The organism is Streptococcus cristatus, from assembly GCF_001588905.1.
Classification (GTDB): domain Bacteria; phylum Bacillota; class Bacilli; order Lactobacillales; family Streptococcaceae; genus Streptococcus; species Streptococcus cristatus_N.
Genome location: NZ_LAWH01000010.1, coordinates 18,715 through 38,059, shown reverse-complemented (window position 1 = coordinate 38,059; position 19,345 = coordinate 18,715). Strand labels below are relative to the sequence as shown.

Below are 19,345 nucleotides of genomic sequence, written 5' to 3'. Positions count from 1 at the left end.
TTTTATGACAATAGCTTAGGGGATAATAGATGAAAAGACAACATAAAAGGAAGCGTAGACGAAAATATAGACTGATTATCAGTCTTCTGAATCTGCTTCTCTTAGGATCTCTTGTTTTTGGCGGACTGCGAATCTTTGAAATGTTTCAGGAGCAGGAATTCCAGAAAAAGGTTACAGAAGTGATTGCCAAGGAAGAGCAAGATCATGCTGGTAATGCCGAAAAGCAGTCTGGTAGGATTGGCAGCCATTATGTGGCAGCTTTTTATCCTCTGATGAATAGGCAGCCTCTTCAAAGTGTCAAAGATAAAATGTTGCAGGACAGTCAGAGCATTTCAGATGACAAAAAGCAGAAGGAAAACTTGACTGCTTTGACCTTTTACTATACAGAAGAAAAGTCAACTAGTCTGGCCAATACCAAGGAAGTAGTCATTCAGCGAAAAGATTACAGCATCTCAAAAAGAGACATCAAGTCTGAGGAGGCAAGAGAGGTAGCCTCAACTTATATCAATCAGGAAGGTACGGCGGTCACTTTGGACAAGCTGTTTCAAAATCCAGAAGCTGCTAAGGAAATTTTCCTGAAGGAGTTGACCAGTCAGCTAACCTTTAGACAGGTGGAGGAAAGCCAGCAAACAGCAGCTTTAAATGACCTCCGAGAAATAGAACTGAGCCAGTGGAATTTTCACTATGAGCAAAGTTTATTTTCCATTCGTCTGCCCAAAGAAATCAACGGTGTGTCGAGCGTGACAGTGCCTCTGTCTAGTTTTTATGACCTAATCCGTTCGGAATATTTGCAGGGGGCTGATTTGGCAGCTTACCAGCAGTATGAAACCAAGCGGCATGAGAAAATGGTTGCCTTGACCTTTGATGACGGTCCCGACAGTAAAACGACTCCTCAGGCCTTGGAAATTCTGAAACGCTACAATGCTAAAGCGACCTTCTTTATGGTGGGACAAAATGTTGCTGCCAATCCAGAACTGGCTAAACGTGTCCTTGATGAAGGCCATCAGCTCGGCATCCATACATGGAGCCATCCGGATTTGACCAAGTTACCTCTGAATCAATCCAAAAAGGAAATTTTAGACACTCAGGAAGCCATTTATAAGGCGACTGGTATCCGACCTATGATCACAAGACCGCCTTACGGAGCCATCAACTCTACGGTTCAAAATGCTGTCGATCAGTCCTTTATTATGTGGAGCGTGGACAGTCTCGACTGGAAAACGCGTAATACAAAGGCTATTATGCAGGAGATCGTGAAGACCCAGCCGGGATCTATTATTCTCATGCACGATATCCATCAGACGTCCATCGATGCTCTGCCAAGCGTTCTTGACTATCTAAAGAACAACGGCTATACTTTGGTGACAGTTGATGAACTATTAGAAAATCAGCTTCAACCACATCAGATTTATTACAGCAGAAATTAAAAAAAGCATTGGAAATTTAAGATTTCCAATGCTTTTTGCTTTGCTATCATCAGATAAAACTATCGATGACCGTAATTCTCACTCAAGGCTGCACATACAGTTCTTGTTTTTTCAAGATAATTTCGCGGACAGAGGCATATTTTTTGAGAGCTTTTAGTTCTTCTGGGTGGCTGATGAAGGTGATAACATAGCCTTCCTTGCCCATGCGACCCGTCCGGCCGGAACGGTGAGTGTAGGTTTCCAGATCGCGTGGCACTTCGTAGTTGACTACGCATTCTAGAGAATCAATATCAATGCCACGCGCAACTATGTCAGTCGCCAGCAAGAGCGTGATATCGTAATCTTTAAATTTCTCAAGAATGACCTTGCGGAATTTCACATTGACATCGCTGGCAAGAGAGACCGCGCTAGCTCCTCGGTACTGAAGCTTTTCTTCGGCGCTGCCCAAATCTGACAGGCTATTGAAGAAGACTAGCCCACGAAATTCTTCTACATTGGATAGCTTGCGCAAGAGTTCGACCTTGTCGCGCTTTTCCACCTGCATATAGAAGTGCTGGATATTGTCCAAAGTCTGGTCGTCAATGCTGATGCGCAGAGTATTTTCAGCAATCTTATCTTGATCGAACTTAGCAGTAGCACTCATGTAAATCAGCTGGTGGTCACGCGGTGCATAATGCAGAATCTTATCAACAAACGCATACTGGGAATCACTGAGAAGTTGATCAAATTCATCTAGAATAATAGTGTCAACATTCATCATCTTGATTTTCTTGAGCTTGATAAGTTCGAAAATCCGACCAGGTGTACCAATCAGTATCTCAGGACCTTTCTTGAGTCGCTCAATCTGCCTTTTCTGGCTATTACCAGAGAGGAGGAGTTGACTACTCAATCCCAAAGGCTCCGCCCAATACTTACAAACATCAAAAATCTGTCCCGCCAGCTCTGTATTTGGAGCTAAAATCAAAAGCTGCTGCGCTTTTTTAGGCTTCAATTTTAATAAGCTAGGAAAGAGATAGGCCAATGTCTTGCCAGTACCGGTCGGACTGATGCCTAGCACCGTTTCTCCCTGAGAAATGGGCTGGAATATTTTTTCTTGGATGGCAGTCAGTTCATCAAAACCGAGCTGATTTAGCTGTTCCTGCCAAACTGTTGGAAATGTTTCTTTAATCATGGTCAACCTCAAATCTAATGCCAGCCTCTTTTCTCATAGCAAACATGCACTCATGCACAGTAGCAGCAGCCTGCAGAAAGTCGCTATAAAGTTCTTCCTGGCCGCCTTTAAGGACACGAGCAAAAGCCTGAGCCTCTTCCAGCATTTGGTGGTCTGCTTGGCGGATAGCTAGACTTTCCGTCTCTCCATTGAGCTTTTGGAAAATGGCAGAGCGGATAAACTCGATACCGTCTAAGGTCAGAGTGCCTTGGTCCGTATAGATTTCAGCTGGCAGCTGGCTATGAATATTTTTTCCAGCTTGGATACGAACCTGAAAATCAGGATAAATCAGACTGCCTGAACCGTTGAGGTCAACGCTATTTGGTAGTTGTTGAGCTGTATAGCAAACGCTTTGTGGAGCACCAAATAGTCGGGTAGCTGCATAAAGCGTATAGACTCCCAAATCCATTAGAGCACCGCCTGAGAATTTAGCAGAAAAAACATTGGGTTCCTGTCCACTCAGCAGAGCGCCCATCTTTGAGGAGTATTTAGCATAAGTAAAATTGGCTCCCCAGATTTTCTTGTCTTTTAGGAAGTTACGAATGACTGCGAAAGCTGCTTCATGGTAGTTTCTGGCTGCCTCAAAGATATAAACCTGATGTTCAGCGGCCAGCTTGACTAATTCTTGCCATTCTTCAGGCCTTGATACAGCCGGCTTTTCAACGATGACATGCTTTCGAGCCAAAATGGCTACCTTGGCATGGTTAAAGTGGAGGCTATTGGGACTGGCGATATAAATTACATCTAGGTCGGCAGATAAGAATTCAATCATATCGGTGTAGAGTGCGATGTTTTGATAAGCTTGCGCAAAACGCTCCGCAGAACTCAAGGTGCGCGAGTAAACAGCTGTTAACTGATACTCACCACTCAGTTGGGCTGCCTTGATAAACTCATGAGAAATGGACCCCGTGCCGATGATTCCGAGTTGTAACATACTTTCTCCTTTAAAATGATTTTCCTGAATTTTTCTTGATTCACCCTTTCATTATATCATGAATTAAGGTAAAATAGATAAGATAACAAGTAATGGAGAAAACAATGCAAAACAGACCTATTATTATTGGTGTTACAGGTGGATCTGGTGGGGGAAAAACCAGTGTATCTCGGGCTATTTTAGATCATTTTCCTAATGAAAAGATTTCCATGATTGAGCATGATTCTTACTACAAGGATCAGTCTCATTTGACCTTTGAGGAGCGGGTCAAAACCAACTATGACCATCCTTTTGCTTTTGATACAGATCTCATGATTGAGCAGATCAAGGAGCTTTTGGCTGGCCGTCCAGTGGACATCCCGACCTATGACTATACGGAGCACACGCGCAGTAATAAAACCTATCGCCAGGAACCGCAGGATGTCTTCATTGTAGAGGGGATTTTGGTCTTGGAAGATCAACGCCTCCGCGATTTGATGGACATCAAGATTTTCGTTGATACTGATGATGATGTGCGGATTATTCGTCGGATTAAGAGGGACATGGAAGAACGTGGACGCAGTTTGGATAGTGTCATTGAGCAGTATCTGGGTGTCGTCAAGCCTATGTACCATCAGTTTATCGAGCCGACCAAGCGCTATGCGGATGTCATCATTCCAGAGGGCGCTTCTAATAAAGTTGCGATTGATTTGATTACCACCAAGATTGAAAAGATTTTGGAGGAAGCTAGAGAAGGATAGAAAGGAAGTCTGGTGTTACACTGGACTTTTTGGGTAAATTATGAGAAAGTTCGTCAAAAGAGAATTCCATTCTCGATCAAAGTTTTTTGCCTGTTTGTTGACCTTTTGCGCAGGTTTTGTGGATGCTTACACTTTTATGGAACGCGGGGGTACATTGGTTGCGGGCCAGACAGGAAACGTCGTCTTTTTGTCCGTTGAGCTGATTCATCACAAGACTGGAGAGATTGAAGTGAAACTGGCTACCATGCTGGCTTTTATGCTGGGGATCTTTCTGATAACCGTTTTCCGCCCCTTTTTTGAGCAGTCAATATGGCGAGTAAGTAGCATTTCTCCAATGGTGCTCATCTGTACTCTGGTAGGCTTTATGCCAAGTACCGTGCCAAATATGCTGATTGTTCCTCCGATTGCTTTCTGTATGGGAGTCGTTGCGACAGCTTTTGGCGAAGTAGATGGCATAGTCTACAATAATTCCTTTATGACAGGAAATATCAAGAAAACGATGGTGGCTTTTGGAAATTTTGTGCGAACTCAGGAAAAACCATACTTGAAAGAGGGCATTTTCTTTGTTGCTTTGTTAGGAAGCTTTGTCATCGGAGCCATTATTTCTACCTACCTGCTCCAATTTTACGCCTTGCGAACCATTTGGATCGTTGCAGGAATTCTATTTACCTTCATGATGTTCCGCTTGGTTCAGTATGTACGAAGATAAAGACGAGGCGGCTTAGGAATGAAGAAGCCTGATTAGTAAATTATAAAAAGAAGAGAAATGAGAAATAATATAATACTAGAAGAAGGAGCTGGCCTGCTTCTTTTTCTTTTTCGCATTTATAGTAATAAGGCCACAAAATAATCCAGCATATTAAAAATTTTCAGAAAATATCGAATTATCTGTTGACAGCTGAATGATACTGTGCTAAAATACTAATCAATAACATTTCAAAAGGAGTCAGTCAAACATGAAGTCAACTCAATATTCAAACTTTGCTTTGTTGTTGCGTTACTCGGGCTAGTGCGAAAGCATTAGTCCTGTTTGGCTTACCAAGCGGGAGTAAATCAACATCTCGCTTGGCTTCCAGCGAGATGTTTTTTATTTCACCTATCTTACCTCAAGCTCCTATGGGTAAGAAATGGATTCTAAAGGAGCAACAGGAGTGGGAGTATATTTTGATTTTTCTGAAATCAATTTATCTCATACCATCTCAGTCATTGAACACGACCTAGAAGTTGGGGAAGATTTTTGCCTAATTGGTCTATGTATCTTAGAAAAGGAGTTGTCTATGACACGCAAAGTTGAGTTTTTTGATACCAGCCTCCGGGATGGTGAGCAGACACCAGGAGTGAATTTCTCTATCAAGGAGAAAGTGGCTATTGCCAAGCAGTTAGAGAAGTGGGGTATTTCAGTCATTGAAGCTGGTTTTCCTGCTGCGAGTCCAGATTCTTTTGCGGCGGTGCAGGAGATTGCTAAAGTCATCACAAAAGCTTCTGTTACTGGTCTGGCGCGTTCGGTCAAGTCTGATATTGATGCCTGCTATGAAGCGCTCAAGGATGCCAAGCATCCACAGATTCATGTCTTCATTGCGACCAGTCCCATTCACCGAGAGTTCAAGCTGAAAAAGTCCAAGGAAGAGATTTTAGAAACTGTGAAAGAGCATGTCTCCTACGCGCGCTCCAAGTTCGATATAGTCGAGTTTTCACCCGAGGATGCGACGCGAACAGAGCTGGATTTCCTTTTTCAGGTGGTACAAACAGCGGTTGATGCAGGTGCGACTTATATCAATATTCCAGATACAGTCGGCTTTACTACTCCGGAAGAGTTTGCAAATATTTTCGACTACCTAGTGGCAAATGTGACTTCTGATCATAAGGTGGTATTTGGTGTTCATTGTCATGATGACCTTGGTATGGCAACGGCTAATACTTTGACGGCTATCAAGCACGGTGCTGGTCGTGTTCAGGGGACTATCAATGGAATCGGTGAGCGGGCTGGGAATGTAGCGCTGGAAGAAGTAGCAGTTGCCTTGGAAATTCGCAAGGACTATTATCAGGTCGAGACAGATATCGTCCTCAATGAAACCATCAACACTTCTGAGCTAGTATCTCGTTTCTCAGGCATTCCGGTGCCTAAGAACAAGGCAGTCGTTGGTGGAAACGCCTTCTCTCATGAGTCTGGTATCCATCAGGATGGTGTCCTTAAGAATCCACTGACCTATGAAATCATCACACCTGAGCTGGTTGGTGTCAAGAGCAATTCACTTCCGCTTGGCAAGCTGTCTGGTCGCCACGCCTTTGTTGAAAAGCTCAAAGAGCTGTCTCTGGACTTTGAAGAATCTGAAATTAATGAGCTCTTTGCTAAGTTTAAGGTCTTGGCTGATAAGAAAAATGAAGTTACAGATGCTGACATTCGGGCTCTGATTGCTGGGACGACAGTTGAAAATCCAGAAGGCTTCCACTTTAATGATCTGCAGCTGACGACCAATGACGATCATACCATCACAGCAGATGTGCAGCTGGTTAATGGCGATGGTGAGACGGTTAGCTGTGTGGCGGAAGGTAAGGGAAGCGTCGAAGCCATTTTTAATGCCATTGACCAATTCTTTAACCAGTCTGTTCAGCTTTTGTCTTATAACATAGAGGCAGTAACGGATGGTATCGACTCCCAGGCTCGCGTCTTGGTAGCTGTTGAAAATACGGACACAGATACCATTTTCAACTCCTCTGGTATTGACTTTGATGTTCTTAAGGCTAGCGCCATTGCCTATATCCATGCCAACACCTTTGTGCAAAAGGAAAATGCGGGTGAAATCGGCCATCAGGTATCCTACCACGATCTGCCTGCAAATAATTAGAAGGAAGCGACTATGACAAAAGAAATTGTAGCTCTAGCGGGTGACGGTATCGGCCCAGAAATTATGGAAGCTGGTCTCCAAGTGCTGGCTGCTGTTGCGGACAAGTTCGGTTTTACTTATCATATCACGGAGAAAGCTTTTGGGGGTGCTGGTATTGATGCGGAAGGTCATCCTCTGCCTCAGTCAACTCTAGAAGCGGCTAAGGAGGCGGATGCTATTCTCCTTGCAGCTATCGGCAGTCCCCAGTATGATGATGCACCGGTTCGTCCGGAGCAAGGTTTGCTCGCTCTGCGTAAGGAGCTTGAACTCTATGCAAATATCCGTCCAGTTAAGATTTTTGATGCTCTTAAGCATTTGTCGCCTTTGAAAGCTGAAAGAATTGCTGGTGTGGATTTCGTGGTCGTGCGCGAGCTGACTGGTGGGATTTACTTTGGCGAGCATATTTTGGAGGACAAATCTGCTAGGGATATTAATGATTACAGCTATGAAGAGGTGGAGCGGATTGTCCGTAAGGCCTTTGATATTGCGCGTGGTCGCAGAAAGCGCGTGACCAGTATTGACAAGCAAAATGTGCTAGCGACATCCAAACTCTGGCGTAGAGTAGCAGATGAAGTAGCCAAGGATTATCCAGATGTGACCTTGGAGCACCAACTGGTGGACAGCGCTGCGATGCTCATGATTACCAATCCTGCTAAGTTTGATGTTGTGGTAACGGAAAATCTTTTTGGAGATATTCTATCCGACGAGTCCAGTGTCCTATCAGGGACGCTGGGAGTTATGCCATCGGCCAGTCATTCGGCTGCTGGGCCAAGTCTTTATGAACCCATTCATGGTTCTGCTCCTGATATTGCGGGGCAAGGCATTGCCAACCCTATCAGTATGATCCTTTCTGTAGCTATGATGCTACGGGATAGTTTTGCAGAGCTTGAAGCTGCAGAGGCGATTGAAGCAGCGGTTGAGAAGACTTTGGCTCAAGGGATTTTAACCCGAGATCTTCGCGGTCAGGCAGGAACAGCTCAAATGACGGAGGCAATTATTAAGAACTTATGAAATGGATATTAACGGGTATTTGCCTGCTATGGAACCTTGTCGTTTTCCTGCTTTATGGCTGGGATAAGCGAAAGGCTAAGAGAAATCACTACCGCATTCCAGAGAAAACCTTGCTGTTGTCATCTTTGGCAGCCGGAGGTTTGGGCGCTTTATTAGGCGGTCGCCTCTTTCATCACAAGACCAGAAAATGGTATTTCTGGTTGGCTTGGATTGGCGGAATAATAGTGGAAATTGGAATTTTGTATTACATATGGAGAAGCTAGTATGGCTGGAAAATCAATTTTTGATAAGATTTGGGAAAGACACGTAATAACAGGCCAAGAAGGTCAACCCCAGCTTATGTATGTGGATCAGCATTATATTCATGAAGTAACCAGCCCTCAGGCTTTTCAAGGCCTTCGAGATGCAGGGCGCAAAGTTAGACGGCCGGACTTGACCTTTGGAACCTTTGACCATAATGTTCCTACGGTCAATATCTATGATATTCGGGATGTGATTTCCAAGGCTCAGATTGATAAGCTTTCTGAGAATGTCAAGGATTTTGGCATCGAGCATGCGGCTCACGGATCGGAACTGCAGGGGATTGTTCATATGGTTGGACCCGAAACGGGCAAGACGCAGCCAGGGAAATTTATCGTCTGCGGTGACAGTCACACGGCCACTCACGGAGCTTTTGGAGCTATTGCTTTTGGAATCGGTACTTCAGAGGTAGAGCACGTCTTTGCAACGCAGACCATTTGGCAGGTCAAGCCTAAGAAAATGCTGGTCAAATTTACCGGTGTGCCACCTAAAGGTGTTTATTCCAAGGACTTCATCCTCGCTTTGATTGCCAAATACGGTGTAGCTGCCGGTGTTGGCTATGTGGTCGAATATGCCGGTGATGCGATTGATCATTTGACCATGGAAGAGCGCATGACCATCTGCAATATGTCCATAGAGTTTGGCTCAAAGATGGGCATTATGAATCCTGACCAGAAGACTTATGATTACGTTAAAGGGCGGCCGGGCGCTCCCAAGGATTTTGAGGCAGCAGTAGCTGATTGGAAGACTCTGGTCAGTGATCCTGATGCTGTCTATGATAAGGTCATTGAGATGGATGTTTCCCAGTTGGCACCTATGGTGACTTGGGGAACCAATCCTTCTATGGGAGTAGAGTTCGGAGCGGCTTTCCCTGAAATCCGTGACATGAACGACGAGCGGGCTTACAATTACATGGACCTCTCACCGGGTAAGAAAGCAGAAGATATTGACCTAGGTTATATCTTTATCGGATCCTGTACCAATGCCAGACTCAGCGATTTGCAGCTGGCAGCTAAGTTCGTCGCTGGTAAGCACATTGCTCCCAATCTGACTGCTATCGTCGTACCAGGCTCTCGTCCGGTCAAGCGGGCTGCTGAAAAGATGGGACTGGATAAAATTTTCATGGATGCAGGCTTTGAGTGGCGCGATCCAGGCTGTTCCATGTGCCTAGGAATGAATCCAGATAAGGTGCCAGACGGAGTTCACTGTGCCTCAACCAGCAATCGGAACTTTGAGGATCGTCAGGGATTTGGCGCTAAAACCCATCTTTGCAGTCCTGCCATGGCAGCAGCGGCAGCCATTGCCGGGCACTTCGTAGACGTCCGCCAACTACCGGAGGTCCAGTAAGGTAAGGAAGTTTTATGGAAAAATTTACAATCTACACGGGGACAACAGTCCCCCTCATGAACGATAATATCGATACAGACCAAATTTTGCCCAAGCAGTTTCTCAAGTTGATTGATAAAAAAGGCTTTGGTAAGTATCTCATGTACGCGTGGCGCTATCTGGACAATCGATATACTGAAGATCCGGATTTCGTCTTTAATAGACCAGAGTACCGCAAGGCGACTATTCTGATTTCAGGGGATAATTTCGGTGCGGGTTCCTCTCGGGAGCACGCTGCCTGGGCCTTGGCTGACTATGGCTTTAAGGTAGTTATTGCCGGATCTTTCGGGGATATTCATTACAATAACGAGCTGAATAACGGAATGTTGCCTATCGTTCAGCCGCTCGAAGTCCGGCAAGCTTTGGCTAATCTGAAGCCGACGGATGAAGTGACGGTGGATTTGGAGCAGCAGAAGATTTTTTCACCGGTGGGAGAATTCTCCTTTGACATCGATGGAGAATGGAAGCACAAGCTCCTCAACGGTCTGGATGACATCGGTATTACCCTGCAGTATGAGGATTTGATTGCAGAATATGAAAAAAATCGTCCCTCTTATTGGCAATAAAATTATTTTCGATATATTGAGAAAATTCTGAAAACATCTTGTCTACGATAAAAATATATGGTAAAATAAATCTTAATTTAATAGAAAAGGAAGAAACTTATGACAAAACACATTCAATGGAACGGAACTCTTTCACAAGAAGGTTATGACATCCTGAAAGGCGATGGCGGCTGTATCGTTTGCCCGACCAAGGTGGGTTACATCATTATGACTAGCGATAAAGCTGGCTTGGAGCGTAAGTTCGAAGCTAAGGCTCGTAACCGTAATAAGCCAGGTGTTGTCCTCTGTGGCAGTATGGATGAGCTTCGTGCTTTAGCACAACTCAATCCGGAAATTGAAGCTTTTTATCAAAAGCATTGGGATGAAGACATCCTCTTGGGCTGTATCCTTCCATGGAAGCCAGAAGCTTTTGAAAAGCTTAAAGCCTATGGCGACGGTCGGGAAGAGCTGATGACAGATGTTCGTGGCACGAGCTGTTTTGTTATTAAGTTTGGTAAGGCGGGCGAGCAGCTGGCAGCTAAGCTTTGGGAAGAAGGCAAGATGGTTTATGCATCCTCAGCAAACCCATCCGGTAAAGGAAACCGCGGCAAGGTCGAAGGAATTGGCGAGCGCATCGAAAACGCTGTTGACCTCGTCATTGAAGCAGATGACTATGTAGCCTCTATCCAGCCAGACAAGACCATTGAAACTCGCTACGAGCAAGGTGTTATGGTCTCCATGGTGGACAAGGGTGGAAAACTGATTCCAGAACAAGGTGGGCAACGTTCCGTCTCACCAGCACCAGTGGTCATCCGCAAAGGCTTGGACATCGACAAAATCATGATGCACCTGTCCGATACTTTCAACTCATGGGATTACCGTCAGGGTGAATATTACTAAGATAAAAAAATAAGCTCAGTGTAGGAGAGGGAGATTTCCTCTTTACACTGAGTTTTTTATTTGGAATTTTTAGTTTAAAATCTTTATTCAGTTTAAAATTATTTCTAAATAGAACAAAATTCTTGACAGATGTTATATCTAGTGTTACAATAAATAAAAACAATTCGATATAGAAATAAACTGGAGGGAGTATGAAAGACAGTCATTTAGTTGCCCATCATATTCGTTTGTTGAATGGGCGGATTTTTCAAAAGTTACTGAATCAAGATCCTGAAGCACTTTATCGCAGTGAACAGGGCAAGATTCTCACCGTTTTATGGAATAGCGAGACAGGCTGTGCGACGGCGACAGATATTGCGCTGGCGACAGGACTTGCCAATAATACGCTTACGACTATGCTGAAAAAGTTGGAAGAGCAAGATTTGGTAACCTTTAGTCAGTGTGGTTCAGACAAGCGAAAAAAATATATCAAGTTGACGGAGCAAGGTTGGTCTCAGAAAGAAGTTGGGCATCGTGTTAGTCAAAAGTTGGATGCGATTTTTTACAAAGGTTTCTCAGAAGATGAAATTCGCCAGTTTGAAAATTATCAGGAACGCATTTTAGCCAATCTGAAAGAGAAAGCAAATGAGGAATAAATCATGTCAAAACAAGTTGAAAATGCACAAAATCTATATATTCATGCCATTCAAGATGGGCGTGTTGCCGAGGCCCAAGCTCAGTCTGTAGGGGATACCTATATTCAACATTCGACAGGTGTGCCAGATGGGAAAGAAGGTTTTGCGGCTTTTTTTGCAAATTTCTTTGAGCGTTATCCAGAGCGTGAGATGAAGATTGTTCGCACTATTGAAGACGGCAATCTGGTCTTTGTCCATGTTCACCAATATCTCAATGGCGGGGAAGCGCAATGGGTGACGACAGATACTTTCCGTGCGGATGAGAATGGCTTGATTGTGGAGCATTGGGACAATAAAGAAGTCATGCCTAAGGTAGAAGACTTGACCAATCGAGGGAAGTTTTAAAAGGAGATACTAAGATGAAAGCTGTGCTTGTTAAGGAAGCCGGAGGACCAGAAGTTCTGCAGGTTGTGGAAGTTCCAAAACCGACTGTTAAAGAAGGTTGGACCTTGGTCAAGGTACAAGGATTTGGAATCAACCATAGCGAGATCTTTACTCGTCAAGGACTATCGCTCTCCGTTCAATTTCCACGGATTTTAGGAATTGAATGTGTGGGACTTGTAGAGGAGACCAATCGTCCCGATTTGCAGGTCGGGCAGCAAATCATTTCCATCATGGGAGAAATGGGGCGTGCTTTTGATGGTGGTTATGCTGAGTATGTTTTGCTACCAGATGAACAGGTTTATCCTGTGAGGACAGAGCTTGCTTTGGAAAGTTTAATTGCACTGCCTGAAACCTACTACACAGCATTTGGCTCTTATATCAATCTCAAGATTGAGGAGGGAGACCGAGTTCTGGTTCGGGCGGCGACTAGTGGTGTTGGGATTGCTTTTGCAAAACTTCTCAAAGGGCAATTTCCAAATGTCTATCTAGCTGGAAGTAGCCGTAGTCTGGGCAAGGAAGAGCAACTAAAGGAAGTAGGATTTGACCAGGTGATTTTGGATAAGGATGGCGTCTTGCAAACGGAAGAGCAGTTTGATAAGGTCTTAGATCTTGTCGGTCCGAGTGCTATTCTTGATACATTTGCTCGTACGGCAGATGGTGGTATGATCTGTTCTTGTGGCTTGCTGGGCGGTCAGTGGACTATTCCAGACTTCGACCCTATTGAAATGCTTTACCGCAATCTCTACTTGACTACCTTTGCTTCTGGCAATGTGTCTCAAGACAAGCTACAAGCTTTAGTGGACTTTGTGGAGCGTTATCAGGTAGACGTACGACCTGAAAAAGTATTTTCTATTGAGCAAATCCAGGATGCGCATGCTTATCTGGAAAGTAGCCAGTCTTTTGGCAAGGTTATCGTAAAAAATGAGGAGAAAGAATGATTGAATATAAAAATGTAGCGCTACGCTATACTGAAAAGGATGTCTTGAGAGATGTCAATTTAAGGATTGAGAATGGAGAGTTCATGGTTTTAGTGGGTCCTTCTGGGTCTGGTAAGACAACCATGCTCAAGATGATCAACCGCCTCTTGGAACCTACAGATGGCGATGTTTACATGGATGGGAAGCGGATTAAGGACTATGATGAGCGTGAGCTGCGTCTTTCTACTGGTTATGTTTTACAGGCGATTGCCCTCTTTCCCAATCTAACTGTGGCTGAAAATATTGCTCTCATTCCTGAAATGAAGGGGTGGACTAAGGAAGAGATTGCTCAGAAAACAGAAGAGCTTTTGGCTAAGGTTGGTTTACCAGTAGCTGAGTATGGACATCGACTTCCTAGTGAATTATCTGGTGGAGAACAGCAACGGGTGGGCATTGTCCGGGCCATGATTGGTCAACCTAAGATTCTCCTCATGGATGAACCTTTTTCGGCCTTGGATGCCATTTCGAGAAAACAACTACAAACTTTGACCAGAGAATTGCACAATGAATTTGGGATGACTACCATTTTTGTCACCCATGATACGGACGAGGCTTTAAAGTTGGGGAATCGGATTGCCGTTCTGCAGGACGGGGAGATTCGTCAAGTGGCGACACCTGAGGAAATCTTATCTGCACCTGCAACCAGCTTCGTAGCAGATTTATTTGGAGGTGTTCAACATGGCTAATTTAATTTCTACCTTTCAAGAGCGCTTTGGCGAATGGTTGGCAGCTTTAGGGCAACATCTCCAGCTATCTCTTTTGACCTTACTAGTGGCCATCTTCCTGACCATTCCACTCGCTATCTATCTCAATAGTCACAAAAAAGCAGCCAATTGGGTGCTACAAATTGCAGGAATTTTTCAAACCATTCCTTCAATGGCTTTGCTGGGGCTCTTTATCCCCCTCATGGGGATTGGTACACTGCCGGCACTGACTGCCCTGGTGATCTACGCTATTTTCCCGATTTTAGAAAATACTGTCACGGCTTTGAATGGGATTGATCCTAGTTTAGAAGAAGCTGGAATCGCCTTTGGGATGACTAAGTGGGAGCGACTCAAGAAGTTTGAACTGCCTCTAGCTATGCCCGTCATCGTGTCAGGAGTTCGGACGGCAACGGTAATGATTATCGGAACAGCGACTCTGGCAGCCCTTGTCGGAGCTGGTGGGCTAGGTTCTTTTATCCTTCTAGGAATTGACCGTCGCAATGCCAGTCTGATCTTGATTGGAGCAATTTCATCTGCAGTTTTGGCAATTCTTTTCAACAGTCTCCTTAAATGGATGGAAAAGGCTAAGCTTCGGACGGTATTTACAGCTTTTGCGGTCTTAATCCTCGGACTAGGCGCTTCTTACACGCCAAGCTTGCTACCAAAACAAAGCAAGGATCATCTGGTTATTGCTGGGAAATTAGGTCCAGAACCAGAAATCCTCATGAATATGTATAAACTCCTCATCGAGGAAAATACGGATATGACTGTGACGGTCAAACCAAACTTTGGTAAAACCGACTTCCTTTATCAAGCACTGAAAAAAGGTGATATTGATATCTATCCTGAGTTTACTGGTACGATTACTGGAACTCTCTTGCAACCTGCTCCAAAGGTCAGCAATGATGCTGAAGAAGTCTTTAAAGCAGCGCGTGATGGAATCAGAAAACAGGACAATCTAGTCTTGCTCAATCACATGGCTTATCAAAATACCTATGCCATTGCAGTACCTAAGAGTGTTGCTAAAGAATACAATCTTAAAACCATCTCTGATCTTAAAGCAGTCCAAGATAAGCTTAAGGCAGGGTTTACCTTGGAATTTAACGACCGTGAAGATGGGAATAAGGGCTTGCAGTCTGTCTATGGACTCAATCTCAATGTGTCAACTATGGAGCCAGCCCTTCGCTATGATGCGATTCAATCAGGCGATATCCAGATTATGGAAGTCTACTCAACTGACCCTGAAATTGAGCGCTATCAACTTCAGATTTTAGAAGACGATAAACATCTTTTCCCTCCTTATCAAGGGGCACCTCTCCTGAAGGCTGAACTGCTAGAAAAACACCCTGAATTGGAAGGTATTCTCAATAAGCTGGCTGGTAAAATTACAGAAAGCCAGATGAGCCAGATGAATTATCAAGTTGGCATTGAAGGCAAGAAAGCAGAAGACGTCGCGCGTGACTTTCTGGTCAAGGAAGGGCTTTTAAAAAAATAAGAAGTAAAAGAGTTAGACTTATAAGGTCTAGCTTTTTTACTTATTTTAGAATAGATAGACTGCAGATTGAAGAAGATACATCAGCAATCTTCATCCATTTTTGATATAATAAAGTATCAATGAATAGAGGTGTTCCGATGGCGTCTAGCCAAGAATATTTGGATTTTATCCTGAAGCAGCTGCAAGGCTTAGGCCAAGAAATCAGCTTTCGCAAGATGATGGGGGAATATTTGCTCTATTATCGAGGTCGCTTATTTGGCGGGATTTATGACAATCGCTTGCTGCTCAAGCCAGTCCAGCCTGCTCTGACTCTCTTAGAGAATCTAGTCTATGAACTCCCTTATCCAGGTGCAAAGCCAATGCTTCATATAGAAGAAGTAGAAGATGCTGCCTTTCTCTGTAATCTGATTGAAGCTGCCTATCCTGCCTTACCAGCAGCTAAAAAGAATAAATAGTCTTTCTGTTCTAATGGATATTTCTAAAACTTTCCGTTGTAATAGACATTTTTAAAATTTTCCTTTATAATGGACTTAAAGGAGGTTTGGTCAGCTATGCTTTATATTGCTCTTATTGGAGATTTGATCGAATCCAAACAGCTAAAAAACCGCAAGCAGGCGCAGCAAGAGTTGCAGGAATTGATGGCAGTCTTGAACCAGGATTATCGGGATTATCTGGTGTCGCCTTTTACAGTAACGACTGGAGACGAGTTTCAGGCTTTGCTGCGGCCTAATCCTGAGATCATGCGGCTCATTGATCAGATTGCCTTAGGCTTTCCTCACCCGATTCGCTTTGGTCTTGGTCTGGGTGAGATTGTGACGGATATCAATCGAGAGCAAAGTATTGGCTCGGACGGTCCAGCCTACTGGAGGGCACGCGCAGCTATTAACGCAGTCCACGAAAAAAATGATTATGGAAGCAGTCGCATAGCTGTATCCTTAGGAGATGAAGAGCTCAGTCAGGCGGTCAATACGGTGCTGGCGGCTGCGTCCTTTATCCAGAGCAAGTGGAATGCTAGCCAGAGAGAGGTGCTCGAGCGGATGCTCATGGAATATATCTATGACGAGAATTTTTCTCATGGGGAAATAGCAGAGCTGCTGCAGATTAGTCCCAGTGCGCTTAGTAAGCGGCTCAAGTCGTCTGGTCTGAAGATCTATCTGAGAAATCGCCGTTTAGCTATGAGAATGATTCTACAGGCAGCAAAGGAGGCTGAACAATGACAAATTTTATGGGATTTTCAGAATTTTTCATGCAGAATCCGATTCTTGTACTGACTTTGCTGGCTCATGTACTAGCTGATTTTCAGCTTCAAAGTCAGAAAATGGCCGACCTCAAAAGCCGGCGGTTGCATTTTTTGATTCTCCACTTGGGAATTGTTCTCTTGCCCTTGTTGCTCTTAGGGATAATTTTACCTAAGTATCTGCTATATTTCGCCTTGGTCTGGCTCAGTCATGCGCTTATTGACCTCTTGAAATATAAGCTGAATTCTTTGATTGTCCAGCATCATGCTCAAAAGTTTGCCTTTATACTGGATCAGATCTTGCATTTAATTAGTATTTTTGCTCTTTATTTTCTTTTAGGGCAGCAGCAAAATTCAGCACCTAATTGGCTGTCTGATCGTTATCTCATGCTGCAAGCTCTCTTTTTCTTCGCCCTTACTGGTAAGCCGATTAATATCCTCTTTAAACTCTTCTTCAGCAAGTATCAGGCAGGAGAAGACAGCGGAGAGACTATTGCGGGGGCTGGTGCAATGATTGGGATTTTGGAGCGCTTGATTATGGGACTTTCCCTTATTTTCGGGCAGTTTACTGCCATTGGGTTAGTTTTTACAGCTAAATCTATTGCCCGCTATAATAAGATCTCGGAAAGCCAGTCCTTTGCAGAATACTATCTGATCGGTTCACTTTTTAGCATGATCAGCGTTTTACTGACTTATGGCTTGCTTTATTGGTAATAAAAACTGAGGCTAGGATAGGATTCCCAGTCTTTACTCTAATTCTCATTTGATACAAGGTAAGGAGAAGTCACATGGCAAAAGCCCTAGAAGATATGTCTTTAGAAGAATTATGGCAGTTGTTCCCGATTTTCTTAGAGGAGCACAATAAGAACTGGGCAGCTTGGTATCAGGAGGAAAGCAGAAGAATACAAAGTTTTTTGCCAGCAAATCAGTTGTATGAAATGTATCATATTGGTTCCACATCTATTGAGGGGATATGGGCTAAGCCGATTATAGACCTTCTTTTAGAAGTTCCTCGAAGTGAAGATATGGGGAGCATCAAGAGAGAATTGCTAGAGCATGGCTACCTGCTTATGTCAGAGTCAGAAGGTCGCATGTCTTTTAACAAGGGCTATACACTGCAAGGTTTTGCGGAGCGTATTTTTCACTTGCATTTGCGCTACTATGGAGACCATGATGAACTCTATTTCCGAGACTATCTGAAAGATCATCCAGCTGTCGCTAAAGACTACGAGCAGTTAAAATTAATCTTATGGAAAAAGTATGAGTACAATCGTGATGCTTACACAGAAGCTAAAACTGACTTCATCAGACGGTACACGCAAAAAGCTAAAAAGCTTTATAAGAGAAGGTATGACGATAAAATTGAATAACATGATAGTTCTCGGTGCGATGATTTTTTATTCAAGTTAATACGAATAAAAACAAAACATATCCGATTTAATACAAATTAGGTTCCTTTGAATTCTTTTTAAATAGAACACTGTCTTCTTTAGTTGTTTAAGGCTATTAGAAATGTTATAATACGATCCATACAAGATAGGAGGTGGAAAATGAGTAAACGGTCTATCATAGCACTCTCAACTTTTCTGTTTATTGCTCTTGTCACTTTATTTCTAGTGTCCAAGCTGCAAACAAGAGAGTTAAATAGTAGTGACTATATTCAGTCAAGGACTCCGACCCTATTTTTCCACGGTTATGGATCGAGTGCCAATGCTGAAAAGCATATGGTAGAAGCAGCCAGACAAGCTGGAGTTACTCAAACAATTATCACAGCTACAGTTGATAGTCATGCTCAAGTAAGCTTGAAAGGAGAGATAACAAAAGATGCTATCAATCCAATTGTTATGGTTGAGTTCAAAGACAATCGAAATGCCAACTATGCTCAGGATGGAGAGTATGCGGCAGCAGTTGTCAGAGAGTTGCAAGCAAGATATGGCTTTAAAAAGATGAATTTTGTTGCACATTCTATGGGAAATATGTCTATTTTATTTTACCTATTGGAGCACGCTCAAAATGAAGAACTTCCACAACTACAAAAGCAGGTAAATATCGCCAATCATGTCAATGGTTTGGAGGGCATGGATTTGCCGGCTAATTTGACCATTCTAAATTCCAAAACAGGGGAACCTAGCGCCATGAGTGATAGCTATCAAAAACTTCTAGGCTTGCGCGAAATTTATCCGCAAGATCAAGTGGATGTTCTCAATATCTATGGAGATTTTAAAAATCAATCAGATGGTTCCGTCTTAAACGTTTCTTCTCGCAGTCTCAAGTATCTTGTAATTGACAATGCCAAGTCCTATCAGGAAAAACGAGTGACTGGCCCTCTGGCCCAGCATAGCCAGCTGCATGAAAATCCAGAAGTCGATAGATTATTGATTGACTTTCTTTGGGGCAAATAATTTTAAGAAATGAAGGCTATTCTTTGTCTATAAGAAAACTTTAAGCATTTTATACTATTTTGTTCTATGGAAAGTTTTCCTTTCCTAATTTAGTATGACAGCGCAATCCGCTGATTATAATCGAAACTTCTCTA

Annotated in this window: 20 protein-coding genes and 1 pseudogene; 19 read left to right on the top strand and 2 right to left on the bottom strand. The window is 43.6% G+C overall.

All coding sequences use genetic code 11. The annotated features are described in order from the left end of the window. Positions 1–29 precede the first annotated feature (29 nt). On the top strand, positions 30–1,427 hold the full coding sequence (locus A0765_RS02085) for a polysaccharide deacetylase family protein (RefSeq protein ID WP_062004416.1): 1,398 nt from the start codon (positions 30–32) through the stop codon (positions 1,425–1,427). 82 nt (positions 1,428–1,509) lie between these two features. Here A0765_RS02085 and A0765_RS02080 read toward each other — a convergent pair whose 3' ends face one another. Both A0765_RS02080 and A0765_RS02075 read right to left on the bottom strand, forming a co-directional pair. Further along, complete coding sequence (locus A0765_RS02080; protein WP_062004415.1) at positions 1,510–2,598, bottom strand: DEAD/DEAH box helicase; 1,089 nt, start codon at positions 2,596–2,598, stop codon at positions 1,510–1,512. Further along, complete coding sequence (locus tag A0765_RS02075) at positions 2,591–3,571, bottom strand: Gfo/Idh/MocA family protein (RefSeq protein ID WP_062004414.1); 981 nt, start codon at positions 3,569–3,571, stop codon at positions 2,591–2,593. The genes A0765_RS02080 and A0765_RS02075 overlap by 8 nt, the downstream gene beginning before the upstream one ends. A gap of 104 nt (positions 3,572–3,675) precedes the next feature. Here A0765_RS02075 and udk point away from each other — a divergent pair, with 104 nt between their 5' ends. From udk to A0765_RS01985, 18 genes and pseudogenes are all read left to right on the top strand, one after another. Next, positions 3,676–4,311, top strand: a complete 636-nt coding sequence (gene udk / locus A0765_RS02070) for a uridine kinase (protein WP_005591973.1) — start codon at positions 3,676–3,678, stop codon at positions 4,309–4,311. Between the two features lie 40 nt (positions 4,312–4,351). Then, positions 4,352–5,020, top strand: a complete 669-nt coding sequence (locus A0765_RS02065; protein ID WP_062004413.1) for a YoaK family protein — start codon at positions 4,352–4,354, stop codon at positions 5,018–5,020. 568 nt (positions 5,021–5,588) lie between these two features. Further along, positions 5,589–7,157, top strand: coding sequence for a 2-isopropylmalate synthase (locus A0765_RS02060; RefSeq protein WP_062004430.1), 1,569 nt, complete (start codon positions 5,589–5,591; stop codon positions 7,155–7,157). 12 nt (positions 7,158–7,169) lie between these two features. Continuing rightward, on the top strand, positions 7,170–8,207 hold the full coding sequence (gene leuB / locus A0765_RS02055) for a 3-isopropylmalate dehydrogenase (protein ID WP_062004412.1): 1,038 nt from the start codon (positions 7,170–7,172) through the stop codon (positions 8,205–8,207). Further along, a complete protein-coding gene (locus A0765_RS02050; protein WP_062004411.1) occupies positions 8,204–8,470 on the top strand; it encodes a DUF1294 domain-containing protein in 267 nt (88 codons plus the stop codon). The genes leuB and A0765_RS02050 overlap by 4 nt, the downstream gene beginning before the upstream one ends. Position 8,471: 1 nt before the next feature. Next, positions 8,472–9,854 (top strand): 3-isopropylmalate dehydratase large subunit, encoded by a 1,383-nt coding sequence (gene leuC, locus A0765_RS02045; protein WP_015604912.1) that lies wholly within the window; start codon positions 8,472–8,474, stop codon positions 9,852–9,854. A 14-nt stretch (positions 9,855–9,868) separates the two neighbouring features. Continuing rightward, on the top strand, positions 9,869–10,459 hold the full coding sequence (leuD, locus tag A0765_RS02040; protein ID WP_005590289.1) for a 3-isopropylmalate dehydratase small subunit: 591 nt from the start codon (positions 9,869–9,871) through the stop codon (positions 10,457–10,459). Between the two features lie 99 nt (positions 10,460–10,558). Further along, entirely contained in the window at positions 10,559–11,338 is a 780-nt protein-coding gene (locus A0765_RS02035; protein WP_062004410.1) for an L-threonylcarbamoyladenylate synthase, read from the top strand. 191 nt (positions 11,339–11,529) lie between these two features. After that, positions 11,530–11,973, top strand: coding sequence for a MarR family winged helix-turn-helix transcriptional regulator (locus A0765_RS02030; RefSeq protein WP_062004409.1), 444 nt, complete (start codon positions 11,530–11,532; stop codon positions 11,971–11,973). Positions 11,974–11,976: 3 nt separating this feature from the next. Then, a pseudogene (locus A0765_RS02025) lies at positions 11,977–12,303 on the top strand (nuclear transport factor 2 family protein); the annotation flags it as partial. A gap of 68 nt (positions 12,304–12,371) precedes the next feature. Then, the gene (locus tag A0765_RS02020) at positions 12,372–13,334 is read left to right on the top strand and encodes a zinc-binding dehydrogenase (protein ID WP_062004408.1); all 963 of its coding nucleotides are present in this window, start codon (positions 12,372–12,374) and stop codon (positions 13,332–13,334) included. Next, a complete protein-coding gene (locus A0765_RS02015) occupies positions 13,331–14,059 on the top strand; it encodes an ATP-binding cassette domain-containing protein (RefSeq protein ID WP_062004407.1) in 729 nt (242 codons plus the stop codon). The genes A0765_RS02020 and A0765_RS02015 overlap by 4 nt, the downstream gene beginning before the upstream one ends. Then, positions 14,052–15,572, top strand: a complete 1,521-nt coding sequence (locus A0765_RS02010) for an ABC transporter permease/substrate-binding protein (RefSeq protein ID WP_048763887.1) — start codon at positions 14,052–14,054, stop codon at positions 15,570–15,572. The genes A0765_RS02015 and A0765_RS02010 overlap by 8 nt, the downstream gene beginning before the upstream one ends. A gap of 137 nt (positions 15,573–15,709) precedes the next feature. Continuing rightward, positions 15,710–16,027 carry a TfoX/Sxy family protein gene (locus tag A0765_RS02005; protein ID WP_048763885.1) on the top strand — a complete coding sequence of 106 codons (318 nt, stop codon included), beginning with the start codon at positions 15,710–15,712 and terminating at the stop codon, positions 16,025–16,027. A gap of 96 nt (positions 16,028–16,123) precedes the next feature. Then, complete coding sequence (locus A0765_RS02000; protein ID WP_062004406.1) at positions 16,124–16,789, top strand: SatD family protein; 666 nt, start codon at positions 16,124–16,126, stop codon at positions 16,787–16,789. Continuing rightward, complete coding sequence (locus A0765_RS01995; RefSeq protein WP_048763882.1) at positions 16,786–17,523, top strand: DUF3307 domain-containing protein; 738 nt, start codon at positions 16,786–16,788, stop codon at positions 17,521–17,523. The genes A0765_RS02000 and A0765_RS01995 overlap by 4 nt, the downstream gene beginning before the upstream one ends. A gap of 74 nt (positions 17,524–17,597) precedes the next feature. Beyond that, positions 17,598–18,179 (top strand): GrpB family protein, encoded by a 582-nt coding sequence (locus tag A0765_RS01990; RefSeq protein ID WP_048763880.1) that lies wholly within the window; start codon positions 17,598–17,600, stop codon positions 18,177–18,179. 180 nt (positions 18,180–18,359) lie between these two features. Continuing rightward, positions 18,360–19,211, top strand: coding sequence for an alpha/beta hydrolase (locus A0765_RS01985; protein WP_062004405.1), 852 nt, complete (start codon positions 18,360–18,362; stop codon positions 19,209–19,211). Positions 19,212–19,345: the final 134 nt, after the last annotated feature.